21 protein-coding genes are annotated in these 21,532 nt (G+C 58.6%); 6 read left to right on the forward strand and 15 right to left on the reverse strand.

What is annotated here, in order from left to right:
- Nucleotides 1-98: 98 nt before the first annotated feature.
- Nucleotides 99-551 (forward strand): RbsD/FucU family protein, encoded by a 453-nt coding sequence (locus tag ACI3K0_RS24490; RefSeq protein WP_183821712.1) that lies wholly within the window; start codon nucleotides 99-101, stop codon nucleotides 549-551.
- A gap of 63 nt (nucleotides 552-614) precedes the next feature.
- Here the strand turns inward: ACI3K0_RS24490 and ilvC are convergent, their stop codons facing one another.
- From ilvC to ACI3K0_RS24505, 3 genes are all read right to left on the reverse strand, one after another.
- Entirely contained in the window at nucleotides 615-1,634 is a 1,020-nt protein-coding gene (gene ilvC / locus ACI3K0_RS24495) for a ketol-acid reductoisomerase (protein WP_183821713.1), read from the reverse strand.
- 39 nt (nucleotides 1,635-1,673) lie between these two features.
- Nucleotides 1,674-2,333, reverse strand: a complete 660-nt coding sequence (locus tag ACI3K0_RS24500) for a TetR/AcrR family transcriptional regulator C-terminal domain-containing protein (protein WP_183821714.1) — start codon at nucleotides 2,331-2,333, stop codon at nucleotides 1,674-1,676.
- A gap of 114 nt (nucleotides 2,334-2,447) precedes the next feature.
- Complete coding sequence (locus tag ACI3K0_RS24505; RefSeq protein ID WP_183821715.1) at nucleotides 2,448-3,353, reverse strand: AraC family transcriptional regulator; 906 nt, start codon at nucleotides 3,351-3,353, stop codon at nucleotides 2,448-2,450.
- Nucleotides 3,354-3,543: 190 nt separating this feature from the next.
- On the opposite strand from ACI3K0_RS24505, the gene ACI3K0_RS24510 reads away from it, so the two are divergent.
- The gene (locus ACI3K0_RS24510; protein ID WP_183821716.1) at nucleotides 3,544-4,593 is read left to right on the forward strand and encodes an NAD(P)-dependent alcohol dehydrogenase; all 1,050 of its coding nucleotides are present in this window, start codon (nucleotides 3,544-3,546) and stop codon (nucleotides 4,591-4,593) included.
- A 129-nt stretch (nucleotides 4,594-4,722) separates the two neighbouring features.
- On the opposite strand, the gene ACI3K0_RS24515 is transcribed toward ACI3K0_RS24510, so the two are convergent.
- From ACI3K0_RS24515 to rpiA, 4 genes are all read right to left on the reverse strand, one after another.
- Entirely contained in the window at nucleotides 4,723-6,096 is a 1,374-nt protein-coding gene (locus ACI3K0_RS24515; RefSeq protein WP_148148464.1) for a class II 3-deoxy-7-phosphoheptulonate synthase, read from the reverse strand.
- A 176-nt stretch (nucleotides 6,097-6,272) separates the two neighbouring features.
- Nucleotides 6,273-7,661, reverse strand: a complete 1,389-nt coding sequence (gene gor / locus ACI3K0_RS24520; RefSeq protein ID WP_148148465.1) for a glutathione-disulfide reductase — start codon at nucleotides 7,659-7,661, stop codon at nucleotides 6,273-6,275.
- 110 nt (nucleotides 7,662-7,771) lie between these two features.
- On the reverse strand, nucleotides 7,772-8,392 hold the full coding sequence (locus tag ACI3K0_RS24525; RefSeq protein WP_148148466.1) for a DUF2059 domain-containing protein: 621 nt from the start codon (nucleotides 8,390-8,392) through the stop codon (nucleotides 7,772-7,774).
- Between the two features lie 18 nt (nucleotides 8,393-8,410).
- Complete coding sequence (gene rpiA, locus ACI3K0_RS24530) at nucleotides 8,411-9,106, reverse strand: ribose-5-phosphate isomerase RpiA (protein ID WP_148148467.1); 696 nt, start codon at nucleotides 9,104-9,106, stop codon at nucleotides 8,411-8,413.
- Between the two features lie 177 nt (nucleotides 9,107-9,283).
- Between rpiA and ACI3K0_RS24535 the strand changes: the two genes are divergently transcribed.
- Nucleotides 9,284-9,973 carry an HAD family hydrolase gene (locus tag ACI3K0_RS24535; RefSeq protein WP_148148468.1) on the forward strand — a complete coding sequence of 230 codons (690 nt, stop codon included), beginning with the start codon at nucleotides 9,284-9,286 and terminating at the stop codon, nucleotides 9,971-9,973.
- Nucleotides 9,974-10,032: 59 nt separating this feature from the next.
- Here the strand turns inward: ACI3K0_RS24535 and ACI3K0_RS24540 are convergent, their stop codons facing one another.
- Complete coding sequence (locus ACI3K0_RS24540) at nucleotides 10,033-12,018, reverse strand: murein L,D-transpeptidase (protein ID WP_246435746.1); 1,986 nt, start codon at nucleotides 12,016-12,018, stop codon at nucleotides 10,033-10,035.
- 406 nt (nucleotides 12,019-12,424) lie between these two features.
- Here ACI3K0_RS24540 and fumC point away from each other — a divergent pair, with 406 nt between their 5' ends.
- Nucleotides 12,425-13,816 (forward strand): class II fumarate hydratase, encoded by a 1,392-nt coding sequence (gene fumC / locus ACI3K0_RS24545; protein ID WP_404946402.1) that lies wholly within the window; start codon nucleotides 12,425-12,427, stop codon nucleotides 13,814-13,816.
- A 277-nt stretch (nucleotides 13,817-14,093) separates the two neighbouring features.
- The gene (locus ACI3K0_RS24550; protein ID WP_148148470.1) at nucleotides 14,094-15,164 is read left to right on the forward strand and encodes a GGDEF domain-containing protein; all 1,071 of its coding nucleotides are present in this window, start codon (nucleotides 14,094-14,096) and stop codon (nucleotides 15,162-15,164) included.
- A 47-nt stretch (nucleotides 15,165-15,211) separates the two neighbouring features.
- On the opposite strand, the gene ACI3K0_RS24555 is transcribed toward ACI3K0_RS24550, so the two are convergent.
- The 4 genes from ACI3K0_RS24555 to ACI3K0_RS24570 are packed head-to-tail and all read right to left on the reverse strand — an operon-like array spanning nucleotide 15,212 to nucleotide 18,194.
- A complete protein-coding gene (locus ACI3K0_RS24555; RefSeq protein WP_404946411.1) occupies nucleotides 15,212-15,817 on the reverse strand; it encodes a pyridoxamine 5'-phosphate oxidase family protein in 606 nt (201 codons plus the stop codon).
- 11 nt (nucleotides 15,818-15,828) lie between these two features.
- Nucleotides 15,829-17,652, reverse strand: coding sequence for a monovalent cation:proton antiporter-2 (CPA2) family protein (locus tag ACI3K0_RS24560; protein ID WP_404946403.1), 1,824 nt, complete (start codon nucleotides 17,650-17,652; stop codon nucleotides 15,829-15,831).
- Nucleotides 17,653-17,676: 24 nt separating this feature from the next.
- Nucleotides 17,677-18,060: a gamma-butyrobetaine hydroxylase-like domain-containing protein gene (locus ACI3K0_RS24565; RefSeq protein WP_183989235.1), complete on the reverse strand. Its 384-nt coding sequence runs from the start codon at nucleotides 18,058-18,060 to the stop codon at nucleotides 17,677-17,679.
- On the reverse strand, nucleotides 18,057-18,194 hold the full coding sequence (locus ACI3K0_RS24570) for a hypothetical protein (RefSeq protein ID WP_206825432.1): 138 nt from the start codon (nucleotides 18,192-18,194) through the stop codon (nucleotides 18,057-18,059). The genes ACI3K0_RS24565 and ACI3K0_RS24570 overlap by 4 nt, the downstream gene beginning before the upstream one ends.
- Before the next feature lie 86 nt (nucleotides 18,195-18,280).
- Between ACI3K0_RS24570 and moaA the strand changes: the two genes are divergently transcribed.
- The gene (gene moaA, locus ACI3K0_RS24575; protein WP_404946412.1) at nucleotides 18,281-19,270 is read left to right on the forward strand and encodes a GTP 3',8-cyclase MoaA; all 990 of its coding nucleotides are present in this window, start codon (nucleotides 18,281-18,283) and stop codon (nucleotides 19,268-19,270) included.
- Here the strand turns inward: moaA and thiD are convergent.
- From thiD to thiM, 3 genes are read right to left on the reverse strand one after another with little or no spacing between them, the layout of a single operon-like run.
- Nucleotides 19,257-20,078 (reverse strand): bifunctional hydroxymethylpyrimidine kinase/phosphomethylpyrimidine kinase, encoded by an 822-nt coding sequence (gene thiD / locus ACI3K0_RS24580; RefSeq protein WP_404946413.1) that lies wholly within the window; start codon nucleotides 20,076-20,078, stop codon nucleotides 19,257-19,259. The two genes, moaA and thiD, sit on opposite strands and share 14 nt — an antisense overlap.
- A complete protein-coding gene (gene thiE / locus ACI3K0_RS24585) occupies nucleotides 20,078-20,713 on the reverse strand; it encodes a thiamine phosphate synthase (protein WP_404946404.1) in 636 nt (211 codons plus the stop codon). The genes thiD and thiE overlap by 1 nt, the downstream gene beginning before the upstream one ends.
- Nucleotides 20,710-21,525: a hydroxyethylthiazole kinase gene (gene thiM, locus ACI3K0_RS24590; RefSeq protein WP_404946405.1), complete on the reverse strand. Its 816-nt coding sequence runs from the start codon at nucleotides 21,523-21,525 to the stop codon at nucleotides 20,710-20,712. The genes thiE and thiM overlap by 4 nt, the downstream gene beginning before the upstream one ends.
- Between the last annotated feature and the right edge of the window lie 7 nt (nucleotides 21,526-21,532).

Consider the following 21,532-nt stretch of genomic DNA (forward strand, 5'->3'; position numbering starts at 1 on the left):
ATGACATTCCGACATGGCCGATATTTCGCTGGTGCGCTCTGGCTTTTGCCTGCGATAAAGGGCGAGCTGAGCTTTTATGTGTCTTGGAGGAGAGACGAATGCTGAAAAACCTGGATCCGGCGCTGAGTGCCGATCTTCTTTATGCCCTGAAATCCATGGGCCACGGCGATACGCTCGTGTTGGCCGATGCCAATTTCCCATCCGATTCGATTGCCCGTCAAACGGTGCTAGGCAAGGTGATAAGGATGGACAACATTTCGGCGCCGCGCGCCCTGAAGGCGATCCTGTCGGTCCTGCCGCTCGACACACCATTGCAACCTTCGGTCGCGCGTATGGAGGTTATCGGCAAGCCGGATGAAATCCCGGAGATCCAGAAAGAGATACAGGCGGAAATCGATGCCGCCGAAGGCCAGCCTGCGCCCATGTACGCAATCGAACGCCACGCCTTCTACGAGACGGCCAAAAAAGCCTATTGCGTCGTCGCCACCGGCGAACTGCGCTTCTACGGCTGTTTCATCCTCACAAAGGGCGTTATTCCGCCCAGGGAATGATGATACGAAACACCGCGCAGTTATCCCGCGCGGTGTGTTTTCCCTACTCGGTGACCGAGCCGATTAGTTTACGGCCTTGTCGACGAGCTTGTTCTTGCCGATCCACGGCATCATGCCGCGCAGCTTGGCGCCGACTTCTTCGATCTGGTGGCTGTCGTTGTTACGACGGATGCCCTTGAAGCGGGCGCCGCCGGCACGGTATTCCTGCATCCAGTCGGAGGTGAACTTGCCGGTCTGAATGTCCTTCAGGACGCGCTTCATCTCGGCCTTGGTTTCTTCCGTGATGATGCGCGGACCGGTGACATATTCGCCCCACTCGGCCGTGTTGGAGATCGAGTAGTTCATGTTGGCGATGCCGCCTTCATAGATCAGGTCGACAATCAGCTTTACTTCATGCAGGCACTCGAAATAGGCCATTTCAGGCGCATAACCGCCCTCGACCAGCGTCTCGAATCCAGCGCGGATCAGTTCGACCAGACCGCCGCAGAGAACAACCTGCTCGCCGAAGAGGTCGGTTTCGCACTCTTCCTTGAACGTCGTTTCGATGATGCCCGAGCGACCGCCGCCAACGCCACAGGCGTAGGAAAGAGCGAGCTCAAGCGCGTTACCGGAAGCGTTCTGGTGGATTGCGACGAGGCAGGGAACGCCGCCGCCCTTCTGGTATTCGCCGCGAACCGTGTGGCCGGGACCCTTCGGTGCGATCATGACGACGTCGATCGATGCCTTCGGCTCGATCAGGCCGAAATGAACGTTGAGGCCGTGAGCGAATGCGATCGTTGCGCCGTCGCGGATGTTGCCGGCGATTTCATCGCGGTAGATGTCGGCCTGCAGCTCGTCCGGGGTTGCCATCATCATCAGGTCGGCCCAGGCGGCAGCTTCGGCAACGGTCATGACCTTGAAGCCGTCGGCTTCGGCCTTCTTGGCGGTGGCGGAACCGGCCTTGAGAGCGATTGCCATGTTCTGCGCACCGCTGTCCTTCAGGTTCAGCGCATGTGCGCGACCCTGCGAACCGTAGCCGATGATGGCGACCTTTTTCGACTTGATCAGGTTGAGGTCGGCATCACGATCATAATAAACGCGCATCTTAAATTCCTTCCCTATGCGAGTGTTTGTTTCAGTTGTTCATCGTCCGGCGGATACGCGAAGCGCGTCCGCAGTTTTCTGCTCGACGCCGTGCAGTGCGAGGAAGGCTTCGACCGCCCTCTCCGCCTGGCGCGAATTGTCCTTCAGCCCCGGCTCGCCGAGCAGCATGCGTACATGCAGATCGGAAACGACCAGGCCGTAAAATGTGTGATAGGCGGCATCGGCATTCTCGAAGCGCAGCAGGCTGGCACGTTTGCCGGCTTCCATCAGCGCCATCGCGCGACGATCGATCTGCCTGCGGCCATGTTCGACCAAAAGTTTGCCGAGTTTCGAGCCGTCGCGGCTCGTCTGGCCGATTGCCAGGCGGTTGAGAGCCAGAGACACGTCACCGCCCAGAACTTCCAGCAAATCGCGCCCGAACTGTTCGAGATACTGCTTCAGGACCTGTTCTGTCAGCTTCTCGCCCGAACGGTCGGCGGTGCGAACCTTGCTTGCCTGATAGGCGATCATCGCGGCCAGAACGCCGTCGCGATCGCCGAACCATTTATACAGGCTCTCCTTGGAACAGCTCGCCGCACGCGCAAGCCCCGACGTCGTGAGAGCCTTGTCGCCACCTTCGACGAGAAGGCGAAGCGCCTGCTCCAGAACCTCGTTCTGGCGCGGCGAAAACTGGGGCGTGTCGGCGGTATCGGGTCTCACTGCGGCTGCTCCTCTCAGGTACCGTACGGTACGGTTCTGGCGTATAAAGCAATTCTGCTTTCCGTCAAGCCGGATTAGCAAACGGCGGGGAGGAATTTGTGGGAACCGAGGAACTCAGCCCGCGGCAGAAACCCGGACCGCCTCCATGTCACGCGCCGGAGACAGCCCGTAGAGGCGGCTATATTCGCGACTGAACTGCGACGGGCTCTGATATCCGACGCGGTGCCCGGCATTGCCGACGTCCAGCCCTTCCACCAGCATCAGCCGCCTGGCCTCATGAAGCCTCAACTGCTTCTGGTACTGAACCGGCGTCATCGCCGTGATGGCCTTGAAATGATGATGGAACGACGAGACGCTCATGCCGACATGTTCGGCCAGTTCCTCGATCCTCAGCGATCCGGCAAAGTTCTCCTTCAGCCACGCGATGGCCCGTGCCACCCGGTTGCCGTGGCTGTCGGCTATGGCGATGTTGATCAACTGCCCGCCTGCCGGGCCGGTCAGGATACGATAGAGGATTTCCTGCTCGATCAGCGGTGCAAGCGAGGCGATATCCGCTGGACGATCAAGCAAGCGCATCAGGCGTACGGCAGCATCCAGAAGCTCCGGCGTGGCGACATTGACGACGATGCCGCGCTGGTTCTTGTTCGGCCCCACCGGCTTCGAAAGCCCGTTTCGGCCCATCAGGTCGAGCACCTTGTCGCTGCTGATCGCAACCGTGATACAGAAATGCGGAACCTCAGGACTGGCCTCCACAACCCTCCACGCAACAGGAAGGTCGAGCGATGTCAGAAGATAGTCGCCTGCCCCGTAATTGATCGTATCGCTGCCGAGTTGAACGCATTTCGCCCCCTGGATGACCATCGCGAAACAGGGGCGGTAGCTCCCATGGCAAGGCTCGCTCGGCGATGTCCGCCGGCTGATGCCCAGCCCGTCTATCGCCGTCGTTCCATCACCCTCGCCGCCTCCATGGCGCGCTGCGATCGAGGCAATTTCCTGATAGGGATTGAAAGGGAGTGTCATTGAGCCATTTCTCCGAAGCAGGCGCCGAACCGTCTCCATTCTATAATGCGTCGCGGTCTTCGCAACGAGGGGTGTCTCGCAATCTTGCAGGATCGTGCAAGAAGCTTGGAGGATCGATCTAACGCCTGCCCCGTGTCGTGACGCATAGTCCGGCCGTTGATTTTCAACCCATCCATGAATGGAGTTCCCCATGCCCATCGCCAGAGGCTATGCTGCGACCGACGCGTCGAGCCCGCTCACCCCTTTCACCTTCGAGCGCCGCGAACCCAATGATGACGACGTCGTCATCGACATCAAGTTCGCCGGCATCTGCCATTCCGACATCCACACAGTCCGTAACGAATGGAAGAATGCCGTCTACCCGATCGTGCCCGGCCACGAGATCGCCGGCATCGTCAAGGCCGTCGGCTCCAAGGTCACCAAGTTCAAGGTTGGCGACCGCGTCGGCGTCGGCTGCTTCGTCGATTCTTGCGTCGGCTGCGCCACCCGCGACCTCGACAACGAACATTACCTGCCGGGCCTGGTCCAGACCTATAACGACGTCGACACGCTGAACGGCAATGCCCCGACCCATGGCGGCTATTCCGACTCGATCGTCGTCAAGGAAGGTTACGTCCTGTCTATCCCGGACAACCTGCCGCTCGACGCAGCAGCCCCGCTTCTCTGCGCCGGCATCACGCTTTATTCGCCGCTGCATCGCTGGCAGGCAGGTCCGGGCAAGAAGGTCGCTATCGTCGGCATGGGCGGTCTCGGCCATATGGGCGTCAAGATCGGCGCTGCCATGGGTGCCGATGTCACCGTGCTCAGCCAGTCGCTCTCCAAGAAGGACGACGGCCTGAAGCTCGGCGCGAAAGACTATTACGCCACCAGCGACGCCGAAACCTTCACGAAGCTCGCAGGCACCTTCGACCTGATCATCTGCACCGTGTCGGCTGAAATCGACTGGAACGCCTATCTTGGCCTGCTGAAGCCGAAGGGCAGCATGGTTGTCGTCGGCGCTCCGGAAAACCCGATCCCGGTTCACGCCTTCTCGCTGATCTTCGGCGCCAAGGAACTTTCTGGCTCGATGATCGGCTCGATCAAGGAAACCCAGGAAATGCTGGATTTCTGCGGCGAGAAGGGCATCGTCTCTGAAATCGAGACGATCAACATCAGCCAGGTCAACGAAGCCTATGAACGCGTTCTGAAGAGCGACGTCCGCTACCGCTTCGTCATCGATATGGCTTCGCTCGACGCCTGATCCGGCGAACATATCCGGACGCCATGACTGCCATCGATGATAAATGCGGAGGTTGCGGCGAATGTGAAAAGGAAAAGGCCGGCGATTGCCGGCCTTTTCTCGTTCCTGAAGCAGGGATTGCGATATCGCTCAGCCGTTGACGACCATCCGCTTTTCGTCGCGACCGGTCTTCATCCGTTCGGCCAGAAGGAAGGCCAGTTCCAAAGCCTGATCCGCGTTGAGACGCGGGTCGCAATGGGTGTGATAGCGATCCTGCAGATCCGCACCGGTGACGGCGCGTGCACCGCCGGTGCATTCGGTTACGTCCTTGCCGGTCATTTCGACATGGATGCCGCCGGGATGCGTGCCTTCGGCACGATGGATCTGGAAGAAGCTCTCCACTTCCGACAGGATCCGGTCGAACGGCCGGGTCTTGTAGTTGTTGAGCGTGATCGTGTTGCCGTGCATCGGATCGCAGGACCAGACCACCTTCTTGCCCTCGCGCTCGACGGCGCGGATGAGCTTCGGCAGATGTTCTGCAACCTTATCGTGGCCGAAACGGCAGATCAGCGTCAGACGACCAGCCTCGTTTGCCGGGTTCAGCGCATCGATCAGCTCGATCAGGTTGTCAGGCTGCAGCGAGGGGCCGCATTTCAGGCCGATCGGGTTCTTGATGCCGCGGAAATATTCCACATGGGCATGGTCGAGCTGGCGGGTGCGGTCACCGATCCACAACATGTGGCCGGAGGTCGCGTACCAGTCGCCCGAGGTGGAATCAACGCGGGTGAAGGCCTCTTCATAACCAAGAAGCAGCGCTTCGTGGCTGGTGAAGAAATCCGTCTCGCGCAGGCTCGGCTGGTTGTCAGCAGAGATGCCGATCGCGCGCATGAAGTCCATCGTTTCGCTGATGCGATCCGCCAGCTTCTTGTAACGCTCGCCCTGGGGTGAGTCCTTGACGAAGCCGAGCATCCATTTGTGGACGTTTTCCAGGTTGGCGTAACCACCCATGGCAAACGCACGCAAAAGGTTCAGCGTCGCGGCCGACTGACGATATGCATCGAGCTGGCGCTCCGGTGACGGAATACGGCTCTCCGGCGTGAAATCGATGCCGTTGATGATGTCGCCGCGGTAGGACGGCAGCTCCACGTCGCCCTGCTTCTCGAAATTCGAGGAGCGCGGCTTGGCGAACTGGCCGGCAATGCGGCCAACCTTCACGACCGGCAGCTGCGCGCCATAGGTCAGGACAACCGCCATCTGCAGGAATGATCGGAAGAAGTCGCGGATGTTGTCCGCGCCATGCTCGTAGAAGCTCTCGGCGCAATCGCCGCCCTGAAGCAGGAAGGCATCGCCTTCCGCAACCTTGGCAAGCTGCGCCTTGAGGCGGCGTGCCTCACCAGCAAACACGAGCGGGGGAAACTTCGCCAGCTGGGCTTCTGTAGCCGCCAGAGCGGCCGGATCGGGATATGCCGGAACCTGCTGGATGGGTTTGTTCCGCCAGCTGCTCGGGGTCCAATTCTGTGCCATTTGTCTCACCTGTGGGACCGGACCACCGGGTCCGGCCGTTCCTCTTCACAATAGTGGCGGCTTATAAACCGTGATTCCGCCTTTGCCTAGCCGCTTTGGACAGCTCGTTTCGGTGAACGATCAGTCCTCGGAGACGCCCTTGAAAGACGCCTCCGGCCTCTGAAATCGGTCGGTTTTCAGACGCGCTCGCCGTTCTTTATCCGATAGCTCGGATTGTACATGGTCACGAGTTCTTCGGCGGCTGACGGGTGCAGTGCCATCGTCCGGTCGAAATCGTCCTTGGTCGCACTAGCCTTGAGGCAGATTCCGAGAAGCTGCGCCATTTCACCGGCCTCGTGGCCGAGAATATGTGCGCCTACAACCTTGCGGCTTGCCGCATCGACGACCAGCTTCATGATCATTCGCTCGGAGCGGCCGGAGAGAGTCGCCTTCATCGGGCGGAATTCGGCGCGATAAACTTCCAGCTCGTCATAACGCTTGGCGGCTTCCTCTTCCGAAAGCCCGACCGTGCCAATTTCCGGCTGCGAGAAAACAGCTGTCGGGATCAGGTCATAATCCGGCGAGGTCGGATTGTTGCGATAGACCGTCTCGATGAAACACATGGCTTCGTGGATTGCGACCGGCGTCAGTTGTACCCGGTCGGTGACGTCGCCCAGCGCGTAGATATTCTCCACGTTGGTGCGGGAATATTCATCGACGACGATTGCACCACGCTCGTCGGTCTTCACACCGGCCGCCTCAAGTCCGAGACCCTTTGTGTAGGGGTCGCGACCGAGTGCCAGCATGACTGTCTCGACCGAAAGCGTCTCGCCGCATTTGGTGCGCGCCGTCAGTCCGCCGGCAGGCGCCTCGGCGACTTCCTCGATCACGTCGGTGAGGATGATCTTGATGCCCTTCTCGACCATGGCCTTGTGTAGCCCCTGGCGCATGTCGTGGTCGAATCGGGACAGGATTTCCTTGCCGCGATAGATCAGGGTCGTGTCGACGCCGAGGCCGTGAAAGATGTTGGCGAATTCAACGGCAATATAACCGCCGCCGGCGATCAGAATCGACTTCGGCAGGGTTTCGAGATGGAACGCCTCGTTGGAGGTGATGCAAAGCTCGTGACCGGGAAGCGCGCTATGCGGGTTGGCAACGCCGCCCGTGGCAATCACGATCCGTTCGGCCGTCACCGTCTCGCCGGTCTTGATGAGCCGCACCGTGTGGGCATCGACCAGTTCTGCACGGCTATCGAAAATCTCGGCCTTGTTGCTTTCAAGCCCACGACGATAAAGCCCTTCCAGACGGGTGATTTCCTTGTCCTTGGCTTCGATCAGCTTCGCCCAGTCGAACGTGCTTTTTCCGACCTCCCAGCCGAAACCGGCAGCGTCCTCGAAGTGTTCGTGAAATTGCGATGCATAGACGAAAAGCTTCTTCGGCACGCAGCCACGGATGACGCAAGTGCCGCCGAAACGATATTCCTCGGCGATGCCGACCTTCTTGCCGAGGCTGGCCGCGACACGCCCTGCCCTTACACCACCGGAGCCTCCGCCAATTACAAACAGATCGTAGTCATAGGCGGCCATTCTAATCTCCTTCGGCATATAGGGTGATGCCGCATATAGGCATGTTCCTGAACAAGAAAAAGCCCGGATCGCTCCGGGCTTTTGATAAACATCCTGCTTTCCTCAGCCGATTACGGCTTCGGCAGGTTGAGCGTCGGTGCAGGCGCGCGCGCAGGGGCCGGAGCGGCTGCGGCAGGCGCCTGAGCTGCGGGGGCCGGAGCAGCTTCTGCCGTCGGCATCTGGATCGGATTGGCATCGATCACGCCGCGCAGCTTTGCGGTGCTCTGAGCCGTCAGGTCACGCGAAATGCCGTTGCTCCAGATTTCGGCGGCGCGGCCGAGTTCACGGGCAACAAGCGGCGTGCTGGTCATCAGCTTCTTGCCTGCTTCCGTGTTGAAGAAGGTGGCGATCGCCTTGAGTTCGTCGACCGAGAAGCTTTTGGCATAGATGGTTGCCGCTTCCTTCTCGAGGTCAGCGCGGCGCGGGGCCAGCGTCAGGGCCTGCTCGTTGACGATCGCGGAAATCTGATCCTGGAAATTGGGGGAGGACTGAATGAACTGTGCCTTCAGATTTTCCGCAAGAGCCGGCAGAATATTGTCGTATCGATCCGTGACGTTAAGCGCCTTGATCGCGTCGCGCGCCGCCGCCAGATGAGCCTCCGGAATTTCCTGGGCACGCGCCTGAACAGCCACGGTGCCGGACAGAAGAACAGCTAGCACGACGGCACGGCCGAAAACCGCGGATTTGATCATGAGTGAATGCTCCTACTTTTATTTGGCCTGAAGCGTCCGCGCTCCCGCCGGGCCGGCGATGATCGCAAGGGACGCCATATGAATGAAAAGTCCGTGTTCTACGACGCCTGGAATCGAATGCAGTTCGGCTGACAGTGCCTCTGCATCAGGAATGCGGCCAAAAGATGCGTCGACGATGTAGTGGCCGCCGTCGGTGGTGAAGAGTTCGTCGCCCGCCTTGCGCATCGAGAGCGAGCCACCGAGACCAAGCCTCGCCGCCGCCTTTTCGATCGCAACGCGCGTCGCCATCTGCCCGAACGGGTTGATTTCGATCGGCAGCGGAAATGCGCCGAGCGTCTCGACCAGCTTGCTTTCGTCGGCAATAACGATGACGCGTTCGGATGCAGCGGCAACGATTTTTTCGCGCAACAGAGCACCGCCGCCGCCCTTTATCAGGCTGAGATTGCCGTCCAATTCGTCAGCGCCGTCAATCGTCAGATCGAGTTCAGGAAGCTCATCCAGAGACTTCAGCGAGACCCCAAGCTCCAGGCAAAGCCGTGCTGTTCGTTCAGAGGTCGGAACACCCTGAACACGCAAACCTGCATGAACCTTCTCGGCCAGAAGACGAACGAATTCCTCCGCCGTCGAGCCGGTCCCGATGCCAAGCTTCATCCCGTCTTCGACATGCGCAAGTGCTGCTGCAGCCGCCTTGACCTTCATTTCCCGGGCGTCCATGCGCCTGTTGCTCCCCATTGTTCCAGCCGAGACGCTGTTTACACGCCTGATTGATTGAGCGGAAGACCCCCGCAGTCGTTTCTCACTGCCAACATGCGGCACCGGCGGCCTTTCCAAGGGCGTCCCGGCGTGCTTAACCGGTCAGACCATCCAAAGCAGCAGTGAGGTAATATCCCCGTGAGTTCTCCCCTCGTCATCTTCGATCTGGACGGCACGCTGATCGATACCGCGCCCGATCTGATCGACAGCCTAAACCACACGATTGCGCCAGTCGGCCTTGCTCCCATGACGTTGGACGACCTGCACCATCTCGTCGGCCAGGGTGCACGAGTGATGATCAAACGTGCCTTCGAATTGCGAAACGTCCCGCTCGACGAGGCGGATGCCGACACCCTGTTCAACAATTTCGTCGAACATTATCGGCACAACATGCCGGGCAAAAGCCAGCCGTTTCGGGGCACGGTTGAATGCCTTGAGCGCCTTGCCGCTGCCGGCATGACACTTGCGATCTGCACCAACAAAAGCGAGGCACTCGCCATCCCGCTTATCGAGACCTTGGGCCTGAGCGACCATTTCGCGGCGATCACCGGCGGCGACACATTCCCGGTCCGCAAACCTGACGCCGCCCACATCTTCGGCACAATCGAAAGGGCCGGAGGATCGAGAGATCGGGCAGTCATGATCGGCGACAGCATCAATGACATTCTTGCCGCCAAAAATGCGGGTATTCCGTCGATCGGGGTCGATTTTGGCTACTCCGACGTTCCGATAGCAAGCCTTTCGCCCAGCAGCGTAATCAGCCACTTTGACGCGCTCACCGATAATCTGGTGAGAGACCTCTTGGTCGCCAGCAAGGTCGTCTCCTGAACCTTGCAAAAAAGGCGACCGATCGGTCGCCTTTTTTCGTATCCCAATATCCCGAAGGATCAGATGCGCGCCTTCGTCGTGGCATCAAAAGCCTTTTGGACCGCAACATCACGATCATAGACGTCATCGAAATATTCGATTGCGCCGTCCTTGTTAGGCCATGCGGTGAAGTAAGCGACATAGACCGGGATCTTCGCATTCACCTTTTCGGCGACATTCTTGCCGGCGGCAATTTCAGCGTCGACCTGCTGCTCGGTAACCCCAAGCACAGCTGCGGCCATCTTGCGCGGCTCCTGCAAGCGCACGCAACCATGGCTGAGCGCACGCATGTCGCGCTGGAAAAAGCTCTTCGATGGCGTGTCATGCATATAAATCGCATGTGCGTTGGGGAAGAGGATCTTCAGGTCGCCGAGAGCATTGTCGCTGGATGGCGGCTGGCGCACGGAGATGTTGTTGGTCGAACCATACCAGTTGACCGCGCTAGACGGCATAACCTTGCCGTTGACGGCGACTTCATAACCGGTGCGGTCGAGATAACTCGGATCCTGGCGCAGCTTGGGCAGCATCTCGTTGACGATGATCGACTGCGGCACGCCCCAATAGGGATTGAACTCGACCGTCTGGATCTGGTCCTCGAAGAAGAATGTCTGATGCGCCTTGGCGCCGATGACGACGCGCATCGAGAACTGCTCGGCGCCATGATCGTGATAATAGACGCGGTAGGCGGGCTGGTTGATGAAGACGTAGCGCTGACCAAGATCATCCGGCAGCCAGCGCGCCTGCTCCATGGCAACGACCACCTTGTCGATCATGGCCTGCGGAGAATGACCGGCCATCTTTCGCAGCGTCGCGGTACCGATGACGCCGTCGGCCTTCAGACCGACCTCACCTTGAAACGATTTCACCAGTTCGACCAGTTCAGGCGTGTATTCCGGAGTCTTCTGATAGGCGGCAAGCGTTGCGGCATGCTGCGTCCTAAGCGATTCTGAGCCCTTCTTCTCGATCACGGCCACGATCTGCGGCAGGTCTGTGCTTACATTACCGGGCTTCAGCAACAGTTTTTCAGGCAAAAGGATATCGTCACCGGCGCTAGCTGCCTCGGCCTTCAGCTTTGCGAGTTCCGCCTTGAGTGCCATAAAATTCGGACCCTTGGGCGCCAGGCCTTCGAGATAGACTGCAGCATCGGGTGCCGTCGCAGTCGATGACAGGGTCTGCGAAAGATTGACGTCCTTACGTTTGAAATCGTGATATCCGGAAATGCGGTTCGGATCGATCCGGCCACGCACCATATCCTGCGCGAACAGCAGCGCCTTGCCGGACAGCGCTAGCTCGAACTGCATCAGTTCGGCATCATGGGAAACCGCCGGCTCTGCAGCGACAACGGGAGCAGATGCAGCGGATTCAACTGAAGGCGCAGATGCATTATCGGTGGCCGGGGCGGCAGTTGTGTCAGCAACCGGCGCCTGTGCAGCTACAGGGGCAACGTCCGCAGCCGTCGCATCGACTGCGGGTGCAGCAGCCGGCTCAACGCTTGCGGTTGTCAGTACCGGCGGCGTCAGCAGATAGTCGGCCGGATCAAGCCCGTAGTCCCATGCTCTTTCGAAAAGCGCGAGGACTGCCCTCGCCTTGTCGTTGATCTCACCACCGGAAACCCAAAGCGGCGCCGTGGCCTTGCCATAATAGGCCTCAAGCACGGATGCTATATCTCCGGGTGCGGACACCTTGGCGTTCGCCATTGCCTGGAACGGGGCCACAGCGGAGGAAGAGAAACCTGTCCTTACCAGACGCTGACTGTCCGCCTTGTATGTGTAGTATCGAGGACCGGTAACCTTGGGCAGAGGCTCGGGATCAGCCAAGGCGCGCTCGCTCGGCATTGCCTCTTGCGCCCTTGCATTTGCCTGAGCTGCACCATCGCGCTTGCCTGGCCCACCGCGAAGAATATCCATAAGAGTGATGGCATGGGCCGGAGCAGCCGCTCCTGCAAAGATGGAAATACCCGACAGGAGCGCCAGTGCGATCGATGTCTTCTTATGTTTGTGCTGCAATGTAGTCCCCGTGACCTTCGTCCGCGTCTCGTTGGCGGGCTCGACTTCAGTATCACGCCATCTATCCGATCGCGTGAGGGATGGAAAGAAAACGGTCGTTCACTTCTCGGTTCCAAAAGACTGAAAAAAGCGACGCGCCGATCTGCATAAAAGTTAAGAAAGTATTGGTTAATTTTTTGCTGACAGCCGACACGATCTTACCCGCAGCGTCGGCCTACCCTCCGCATAAATCGGTTCGGCGTGTCATGAAGGACACGCATTTGCTGCTGCAAAAAGCCGCATCGGAAGCTTGCGGACGTCCGGCAATCGTATAGTAATGCGCCGCGCCGGTACGGTTACGCCTCCACCATATATTTATCGAGGATCGCGACGCCGGTGAATGCATCAGGGAGAAAAGGCAACAACCATGGCATCGACCCGCACCGAAACCGATACGTTTGGCCCGATCGAGGTCGCGAGCGACCGCTATTGGGGCGCTCAGGCGCAGCGTTCGCTTGGAAACTTCAAGATCGGCTGGGAAAAGCAGCCGCTTGCGGTAGTTCGCGCACTCGGCATCGTCAAGCAGGCCGCAGCTGTTGCCAATATGGAACTGGCAGGTCTCGACAAAGGCCTTGGTAATGCAATTATCGACGCCGCCCAGGAAGTTATCGACGGAAAGCTCAACGAGCATTTCCCGCTCGTCGTCTGGCAGACCGGCTCAGGCACGCAGGCGAACATGAATGCCAATGAAGTGATCTCCAACCGGGCAATCGAAATGCTCGGGGGCGTCATGGGCTCAAAGAAGCCGGTACATCCGAACGATCACGTCAATATGAGCCAGTCGTCGAACGACACCTATCCGACAGCCATGCATATCGCCTGCGTCGAAACGATCGTTCGCCACCTCCTGCCGTCGCTGAAGCATCTCCACGAAGCGCTGGAAGCGAAGGTCAAGGCCTTCAGCCATATCATCAAGATCGGCCGCACCCACACGCAGGACGCAACGCCGCTGACGCTCGGCCAGGAATTTTCGGGTTACGCAGCCCAGGTCGCATCGGCGATCGCCAATATCGAACTGACGCTGCCGGCGCTCTCAAAGCTGGCACAGGGCGGCACTGCCGTCGGTACCGGCCTGAACGCCCCGATCGGCTTTGCTGAAAAGGTTGCCGACGAAATCTCCAAGATTACCGGCCTGCCTTTCGTCACCGCGCCGAACAAGTTCGAGGCTCTTGCCTCGCATGATTCGATGGTCTTCTCGCATGGCGCCATCAACGCAGCTGCAGCCGCCCTCTTCAAGATCGCCAACGACATCCGTTTCCTTGGCTCAGGTCCTCGCGCCGGCCTCGGCGAGCTTTCGCTGCCGGAAAACGAACCGGGCTCATCGATCATGCCGGGCAAGGTCAATCCGACCCAATCTGAAGCGCTCACCCAGGTCTGCGCGCACATTTTCGGCAACCATGCGGCGCTGACTTTCGCCGGTAGCCAGGGCCATTTCGAGCTTAACGTCTACAATCCGATGATGGCCTACAACTTCCTGCAGTCGGTACAGCTTCTTGGCGATGCCGCAGTCTCCTTCACCGACAATTGCGTTGTCGGCATCGAGGCCCGCGAAGACAACATCAGAAAGGGTGTCGAGAACTCACTTATGCTCGTCACCGCCCTGAATTCGAAGCTCGGCTACGACATCTGCGCCAAGATCGCCAAGACCGCTCACAAGAATGGCACGACGCTACGCGACGAAGCAGTTGGCGGCGGTTACTTGACGAATGAAGAATTCGATCAGTATGTCCGTCCGGAAAACATGATCGGCCCGAAATAAATATCATGAAACAGGGCTTCGCATTCCGGCGCGCAGCCGGAATGCGGCCACTGCATACCACAATTGCACCTATCATCATACAACTATAGATAAATCAAAAGATACTTAGTTGCGACACATAATCACTTATCGTATTGAGTAATAATAAATTTTAGCGCCACCAAAAATTCCTTTTACTACTTGAACGAAGCGTCGACGAAATAGATCCTTAATTATTTTCCAATAGATTTTAATATAAGATTTTATCAAATCCATAGGGTCTAACTGGGGGTCGTCGATGACGACGATATCTGCATCGAAGCCGCATTCGGGTGACCTGATGGGGCAGATCATCTATGCAGTGCGGTCAATGGGCGTATCGCCCATACCGCGCAATTATCAGCTTTTCTATGAGGCCTATATAGGCTCGAACCCGGATCTTACTCGAGAACTCGCAGCGCTTGGCAGCCGAGCTACTCAGGAAGATCTGGACATAATTTCAGAGCGTTATCTCGGCGGGCCTCAAGCTGCCGTTATCGAGAAGGCAAACGACCGTTTGCTCGGGGAACTCGATGCGCTGCTGAAGCTTCTGCGCCAAGAGCAAAACTCGCTCGAAAGTTACGGCAAGCTGCTCAGCGAGACCGCGTCGAGAATCAATACGAAGAACAGTTTCTCTACGGATATCATCCGCAGTGCCATCAGCCTCTTGCACCAGGCAACCGATGACAAGATGGCGCATGGCGAAAAGACCGTCGACGACATGGTTCAGCGATCCAACGAAATGGATCAGGTGCGCCGTGAACTTGATGAGTATAAGCGCATTGCCAATACCGATTCACTGACGCGACTTTCAAACCGTCGCGCCTTTGATGAGCGCCTGGCCAGTTCATTCGACAACCAGACGGCCCTGCCCCTCACCGCGCTTGTTCTGGCTGACATCGATAACTTCAAGAAGATAAACGACAATTTTGGCCATCCGGTTGGCGACAAAATTCTCGCGACTGTCGCTTCTGTGCTGCGCGCCAATGTACGGAAAGATGTATTCGTCGCGCGCACCGGCGGTGAAGAGTTTGCGATCATCGTTGAAGGCAATACGCCGGACGAGGTAATGGTGATCTGCGAGCGCGTGCGCCGTGCCCTTGAGACAAGAACCTTCCGCAACTCTCGCTCGGGCGTGAACTACGGACCGGTGACAATCTCGCTCGGTTATTCGATGGCCGTCCAGGCGGCCGATCCCGGCGAGCTTTACGCACAGTCGGATGCAGCTCTCTATTATGCCAAAAACAGCGGTCGCAATCGCTCGGTCTTCTTCGAGGAGAGCATGAAGAGTCATTACATCAGCAAGAACTGGCTGATCTACAAAAAGTAAAAGGCAGGCCGCCCGGCCTGCCTTTTCTCTTTCAGGATATCTCTCACTCACCACATGGTTTTGGCGGCACGCGCCGGCCATTCGCGATCATAGGTTTCCCGGTCGAAATCCGCTTTTGCCGCCTTCAACAATTGCCCTGGCGTCGGCAATGTCATCGGGTCGACGAAACGATCGACATTCCACAGCTCGGATCGCATCAGTGCGCGGGCGCATTGGAAATAGACCTCATCGATGCTGACGATCGTAACCGTTCGCGGATGTTTGCCATCCATCTCGAAGCTCTGCAGGAGAGATGGCTCGGCGGAAACGACTGCCCTGCCGTTGACGCGCATTGTGGTGGTCGAACCGGGAATAAGGAACATCAGGGCGACACGAGGATCGCGAACGATGTTGATAAGCGAATCGACACGGTTGTTGCCGCGCCAATCCGGCAGCAGCAGCGTATTTTCATCCTCGACCCTGACAACACCGCCAATATCGCCGCGCGGCGAACAATCGAGACCTTCCGGGCCCACCGTCGCAAGCGCTACGAACGGAGAGAGCTCGATCATGTGCCGATATTCCGACGTCAATTTTGTCGTCACCTTGGCAGTCGACGCTTCGCTCGAAGCGCCATAGATCGCTTTTAATTCCTCGATCGAGCGGATGATCATGGTTTCGTCATTCACGTTGCAGCCTCCTGCGCGGCGGCCTGTTCTGCCGCGCGTTGCTCTCTTTGCCGTCCCGTTCTTGCGGCAATGACATCGGCGGGACGTGCGTTGCCCTTGATCAGCGAGCGACCGGCATAGATGCCACCGATCTGCTCTAGTGCGAAACGCTCGCGATCGGTCTCGCGAAATTCCTCGATGATCTGGGCTGCAAGTTCTTCCTCCTCGCCAAGCACGCTCAGCACTTCGCTGCCGAAATTCAGCGCCGATTCGTAGGTCTCCCGAATCTGGTAGTCGACGCCAGCTTTCAAGAGATCTATCGCGTGGCCGCGGTCATAGGCACGGGCAAGCAGCGGCACCATGGGAAATTCATCCTTGACGATCTCGGCTACCTTGATGGCCGCTTCCTTGTCGTCAATGCAGATGAGGATCGCCTTTGCGGTCGCTGCCCCCGCAGCGTGGAGAATTTCCGGGCGGGAGCCGTCCCCGTAAAAGACCTTGAAGCCGAAATCACCGATATCCCGGATGAATTCGGCATCCTTGTCGATGATCGACAGCGTATAACCGCGCGCCAGCACCGGCTGGCTGACGATCTGGCCGAAACGGCCGAAACCGATCATCAGCACAGTGCCCGCAATATCTTCCGGCGCGTCAAGCCCGCTTGTGTCGACCTGCGGCTTGGGTGCAATTCGGACATAAACAGCCACGACAAGCGGTGTGACCACCATGGACAACACGATCGTTGCGGTCAGCACTGCATTCGTCTCTGCGTCGAAAATGCCGGCCGATGTCGCAGCGGCATAGAGCACGAATGCGAATTCACCGCCCTGCGCCATCAGGATCGCACGGCCGACACTTTCCGGATGAGGCGTACCGAGAAGGCGGGCAACACCATAGATTACCAGTGCCTTTACGATCATGTAGGCGATCACGGCAAGAACGACATGCTGCCAGTTCGCGGCGATGACTGCGAGATCAACCGCCATGCCGACGCCCAGGAAGAACAGGCCGAGCAATATCCCCCGGAAAGGTTCGATATCGGCTTCAAGCTGATGCCGGAAAGAGGATTCGGACAGGAGAACGCCAGCAAGGAAGGCGCCCATAGCCATGGAAAGTCCGGCGAAATCCATCAGCAGCGCTGACCCCAGCACCACCAGCAGGGCGGCTGCCGTCATAACTTCACGGGCACCGGAATTGGCCAACAACCGGAAAAAGGGGTTGAGAAGATAACGTCCCGCAAGAACGAGAGCCACCAGCGCGGCAAAACCGATAGCAACAGACTGGAAACGTTCCATGATGGATACGGTCTCACCGTGCGAAGCAAGGAGCGCGACAATCGCCAGCAAGGGTACAATGGCCAAATCCTCGAAGAGCAGGATCGAGACGATATGCTGGCCTTTCGGTGTATGCAGATGATTGCGCTCTTGCAGCATCTGCATGACGATTGCCGTCGATGTCAGGACGAAACCTGTCCCTGCCACGAAGGCAACGGGAGCCGTCTGGCCAAACCCCATTCCAATCGCCATCAGCGCCACAATACAGGCGCAAACCTGAAGTGCGCCCAGGCCGAATATATCCTTGCGCATGCTCCATAGGCGCGAGGGCTGCATTTCCAGCCCAATGATGAAGAGGAACATGACCACGCCGAGTTCGGCAATGTGGAGGATGGCTTGTGGATCGGAGACCAGCTTCAGGCCGAATGGGCCGACAACCAGGCCTGCCGCCAGATAACCGAGAACCGAGCCAAGCCCTATACGCTTGAACAGCGGCGCGGCGATAACGCCTGCGCCCAAAAGCGCCACGACCTGTACCAGTTCACCTGCATTCGATTCTGCCGCCACCCGCTTTTCCCCTTGCTTATCCTGTTAACGCGCTCGCGCGCCGTCTCGGCTCAGGCCCTTAGCAGCCAGTTCCTCTTCGTATTGTCGAAAAAGATCGTCACCGTCCGTTCCCAACTCGCGCAGATAACGCCAGGTGAAAATTCCACTGTCGTGTCCGTCGTCGAAAGCAATACGCACGGCATAATTTCCGGCCGCAACCAAATTTCGGATCGCCACCATACGCTTGCCGGGAACCGTCACCTTTTGGCCCGGGCCATGGCCTTGAACCTCGGCCGAGGGTGAGAGAACGCGCAGCCGCTCGGCGGGCAGCGCAAAACGCGCTCCATCGTCGAATGTCACCGTCAACGTCCGCTTGTCTTCGGCCACGCGCAGTTCGGTGGGCCAGCTGTCGTTCGAAACCTCGGTCATATCCGCTCTTCCAATTTCACCCGCTCAGGATTATGGATTTCATCAATTCGCCGCAACCCTGTGCGTCGCGCCGTTTTGATCAAAGTGCCATCCGCTTTGTCGGTATAAAGCTTGACGTCATCGATGATGACCACCAGATTCCGGCAATCAGGAGTATATTGACTTGAATTCCATCGTTACCCCACCATTGTTCGGCAATCCAGCATCGGCCCAGGCGCCGATGATCGATCCGTTTGGTCGTGCGGTGACTTATCTTCGTGTGTCAGTGACGGATCGCTGCGATTTCCGCTGTACCTATTGCATGGCAGAAAACATGACTTTTCTGCCGAAGAAGGACCTGCTGACGCTCGAAGAGCTGGAACGTCTCTGTTCCGCCTTCATCGCGAAGGGTGTTCGCAAATTGAGACTCACAGGCGGCGAACCGCTTGTGCGCAAGAACATCATGTTCCTGGTCGAGGCGCTTGGAAAACAAATCGATGCAGGAAGGCTCGATGAGCTGACGCTGACGACCAATGGTTCGCAGCTTGCCCGTTATGCGCAAGAGCTTCATGACAACGGTGTGCGCCGCATCAATGTTTCGCTCGACACGCTCGACGAAGCGAAATTCAAGGCTATCACCCGCTGGGGCAATTTCCGTCAGGTCATGAACGGTATTGATGCTGCCCAGAAAGCCGGGATCAAGATCAAGCTCAATGCCGTGGCGCTGAAGGATTTCAATGAGCATGAAATCCCGGAAATGATCCGTTTCGCACATGGCCGGGACATGGACCTGACGCTGATCGAGACCATGCCGATGGGCGAGATCGAAGAGGACCGCACTGACCGCTATCTCCCCCTGTCGCAGGTTCGGGCAAGCCTAGAAGAGCAGTTCACTCTTTCCGAAATTCCTTACAAGACAGGCGGTCCCGCCCGTTATGTCGAGGTAAAGGAAACAAATGGACGATTAGGCTTCATCACGCCGATGACGCATAATTTCTGCGAAAGCTGCAACCGCGTACGCCTCACCTGCACCGGCACGCTCTACATGTGTCTCGGCCAGAACGACGCCGCGGACCTGCGTTCCGCCTTGCGCGGCTCCGACGATGATGATTACCTCGCCAATGCTATCGATGAGGCGATCACCCGCAAGCCGAAAGGCCATGACTTCATCATCGACCGCACTCACAAACGCCCCGCCGTCGCGCGACACATGAGCGTCACCGGCGGGTGACCTCATTCTCCCACAGCTCGACGAAATGATTGACCGGCCCGTGTCCGCTGCCGACGGATAACGTGTCGGCAGCGTTTATAGCCTTGGCCAGATAAGCTTTCGCCCACTTCACCGCCTCCACCATGGACCGTCCCTTGGCAAGTTCGGCGGCAACGGCGCTCGACAGGGTGCAGCCGGTGCCATGGGTATTCCTCGTCGTCGTGCGCGGCCCTTCAAACCAGGTCACGCCACCACTATCCGCCAGTACATCTGGGCTGTCATCGCTGGCGAGATGGCCTCCCTTGATCAGCACGGCACCCGGTCCTTGCTGTAGCAGACCCATCGCCTGGTTGGCCATTTCCGCCCGTGTCTTAGCCTCATTCTCGCCCAGCAGGACTGCAGCTTCGGGAAGGTTCGGCGTGATGACGGAAGCAAGCGGCAGCAGCCGGTCGATAACCGCTTGACCGGCATCGGAGGCAAGAAGTGGAGCGCCACCCTTTGCGACCATCACCGGATCAAGCACGATCGGAATACCCATCGCATGGGTCTCAAGCAATTCTGCAACGGTGCGCGCAATCTGCGCATTGGCGATCATGCCAATCTTTACCGCATCGACCGTTATGTCGGCAAAAATCGCCTCGATCTGGGCACGAACGAACTCCGGAGGCAACGCGTGAATGGCGGTCACGCCCTGCGTATTCTGGGCCGTCAACGCCGTCAGCACTGCCATGCCATAAGTGCCGCGGGCGGAAAATGCCTTGAGGTCCGCCTGTATGCCGGCGCCGCCGGATGGATCGGAGCCGGCAATCGACAAGACATTGCGAATCATCATTTCTTCACCTCCGCAATTTTATCGGCGATCAATCTTGTGGCAGCTTGGGGATCGGGCGATCCGCATATGGCGGATACGACCGCGAGACCCGTTGCCCCTGCGCGAAAGATTTCTTCGACATCTTGAATCTTGACGCCGCCGATCGCGACTGCGGGTATCGGGGATGCCGCCACGATCCGCGCAAGGCCTTTAAAACCGATCGGCTGCTTGTGATCCGGCTTCGTGCCGGTCGCGAAGACCGGACCGACGCCGACATAATCAACCACCGCCGGATCAACCCGTCGCGCCAGATCTTCCGTCTCTACGGAGAGACCAAGGATTAGCCTATCGCCAACACGCTTTCGAACCTCCGTCGCATTCATGTCTTCCTGCCCGACATGAATACCATCTGCACCGATCGCGAGCGCGGCCTCCACATCATCGTTGACAATCAGCGACACGCCGGCCCCTGAAAGGGCAGCTTTCAGCTGCAGGCCCGTCGCGATCATCTCTGCGGTCGTTGCCTGCTTGTCGCGCAACTGCACCATCGTTGCCCCGCCCAGCACGGCAAGTCGCGCCGTCTCGACCATGCCGATCACGCGACAAAGATCCGGGTCCAGCACCAGATAAAGGGAAAGGTCGAACTGCTTCATGCCGGTATCACCCGCGCTACGGCATCAACGGCATCCGGCGTCACTTCCGCAAGCAGATCGAGGAAACGCACGGCAAAGGACCCCGGCGCATGAGCGTCCCGTCCCGCCAGTTCGCCAGCTGCAGCAAACAAGGCAAGCGCCGCAAGCGTTGCCTCAAACGGCTTGTCCGGCACGGTTGCTGCAAAACCGCCGATGACACAGGTCAACGAGCAACCGAGCGCCGTCACTTTCGGCATCAGCGCAGATCCACCGAGAACATGAACGGCACGATGACCGTCGGTGACGAAATCCCGTTCCCCGGTCACGGCGACGACACAGCCATGACGAATGGCAAGAGCGCGGGCAGCAGCCTGCGCAGAAGCCACGCTGTCACCCGAATCCACCCCCTGCCCCGATGCATGCTCGCCGGCAAGCGTAATGATTTCGGAAGCGTTGCCGCGGATTACCGTCGGCCTGTGCTCCAGAAGCGCTGAAACGGCGGCACGCCGATAGGCGGTCGCGAAATGCGCGACCGGATCGAGTACCCAGGGTTTTCCCGCTTCGCTTGCAGCCTCGGCGGCCTGCTTCATGCCGTCGAAAAAGTCCGGCGAGATGGTCCCTATATTGACGGTCAGTGCCGCCGCTATGCCCGCGAATTCCGCCGCCTCTTCCGGGCTGTGCACCATTGCAGGAGATGCGCCCGCAGCCAGCATCACGTTGGCGGCAATGTTCATCGCGACGAAATTGGTGATGTTCTGCACCAATGGATTTTTCTGCCGCATCGCTGCCAGCAATGCGCCGGGTTTCAATGATTGAGCGGAATCGTCTGCCATCTGCGCC

The organism is Rhizobium sp. ZW T2_16, assembly GCF_044987325.1.
GTDB classification, from domain to species: Bacteria; Pseudomonadota; Alphaproteobacteria; order Rhizobiales; family Rhizobiaceae; genus Neorhizobium; species Neorhizobium cellulosilyticum.

Excerpts from the sequence above, each read along its gene's own strand:
- thiM (WP_404946405.1), bottom strand. The coding sequence starts at position 21,525 with ATGGCAGACGATTCCGCTCAATCATTGAAACCCGGCGCATTGCTGGCA.
- ACI3K0_RS24515 (WP_148148464.1), bottom strand. The coding sequence starts at position 6,096 with ATGGCACAGAATTGGACCCCGAGCAGCTGGCGGAACAAACCCATCCAG.
- ilvC (WP_183821713.1), bottom strand. The coding sequence starts at position 1,634 with ATGCGCGTTTATTATGATCGTGATGCCGACCTCAACCTGATCAAGTCG.
- ACI3K0_RS24550 (WP_148148470.1), top strand. The coding sequence starts at position 14,094 with ATGACGACGATATCTGCATCGAAGCCGCATTCGGGTGACCTGATGGGG.
- ACI3K0_RS24505 (WP_183821715.1), bottom strand. The coding sequence starts at position 3,353 with ATGACACTCCCTTTCAATCCCTATCAGGAAATTGCCTCGATCGCAGCG.
- fumC (WP_404946402.1), top strand. The coding sequence starts at position 12,425 with ATGGCATCGACCCGCACCGAAACCGATACGTTTGGCCCGATCGAGGTC.
- ACI3K0_RS24565 (WP_183989235.1), bottom strand. The coding sequence starts at position 18,060 with ATGACCGAGGTTTCGAACGACAGCTGGCCCACCGAACTGCGCGTGGCC.
- gor (WP_148148465.1), bottom strand. The coding sequence starts at position 7,661 with ATGGCCGCCTATGACTACGATCTGTTTGTAATTGGCGGAGGCTCCGGT.
- thiD (WP_404946413.1), bottom strand. The coding sequence starts at position 20,078 with ATGATTCGCAATGTCTTGTCGATTGCCGGCTCCGATCCATCCGGCGGC.
- ACI3K0_RS24525 (WP_148148466.1), bottom strand. The coding sequence starts at position 8,392 with ATGATCAAATCCGCGGTTTTCGGCCGTGCCGTCGTGCTAGCTGTTCTT.
- ACI3K0_RS24510 (WP_183821716.1), top strand. The coding sequence starts at position 3,544 with ATGCCCATCGCCAGAGGCTATGCTGCGACCGACGCGTCGAGCCCGCTC.
- moaA (WP_404946412.1), top strand. The coding sequence starts at position 18,281 with ATGATCGATCCGTTTGGTCGTGCGGTGACTTATCTTCGTGTGTCAGTG.
- thiE (WP_404946404.1), bottom strand. The coding sequence starts at position 20,713 with ATGAAGCAGTTCGACCTTTCCCTTTATCTGGTGCTGGACCCGGATCTT.
- rpiA (WP_148148467.1), bottom strand. The coding sequence starts at position 9,106 with ATGGACGCCCGGGAAATGAAGGTCAAGGCGGCTGCAGCAGCACTTGCG.
- ACI3K0_RS24490 (WP_183821712.1), top strand. The coding sequence starts at position 99 with ATGCTGAAAAACCTGGATCCGGCGCTGAGTGCCGATCTTCTTTATGCC.
- ACI3K0_RS24555 (WP_404946411.1), bottom strand. The coding sequence starts at position 15,817 with ATGATCATCCGCTCGATCGAGGAATTAAAAGCGATCTATGGCGCTTCG.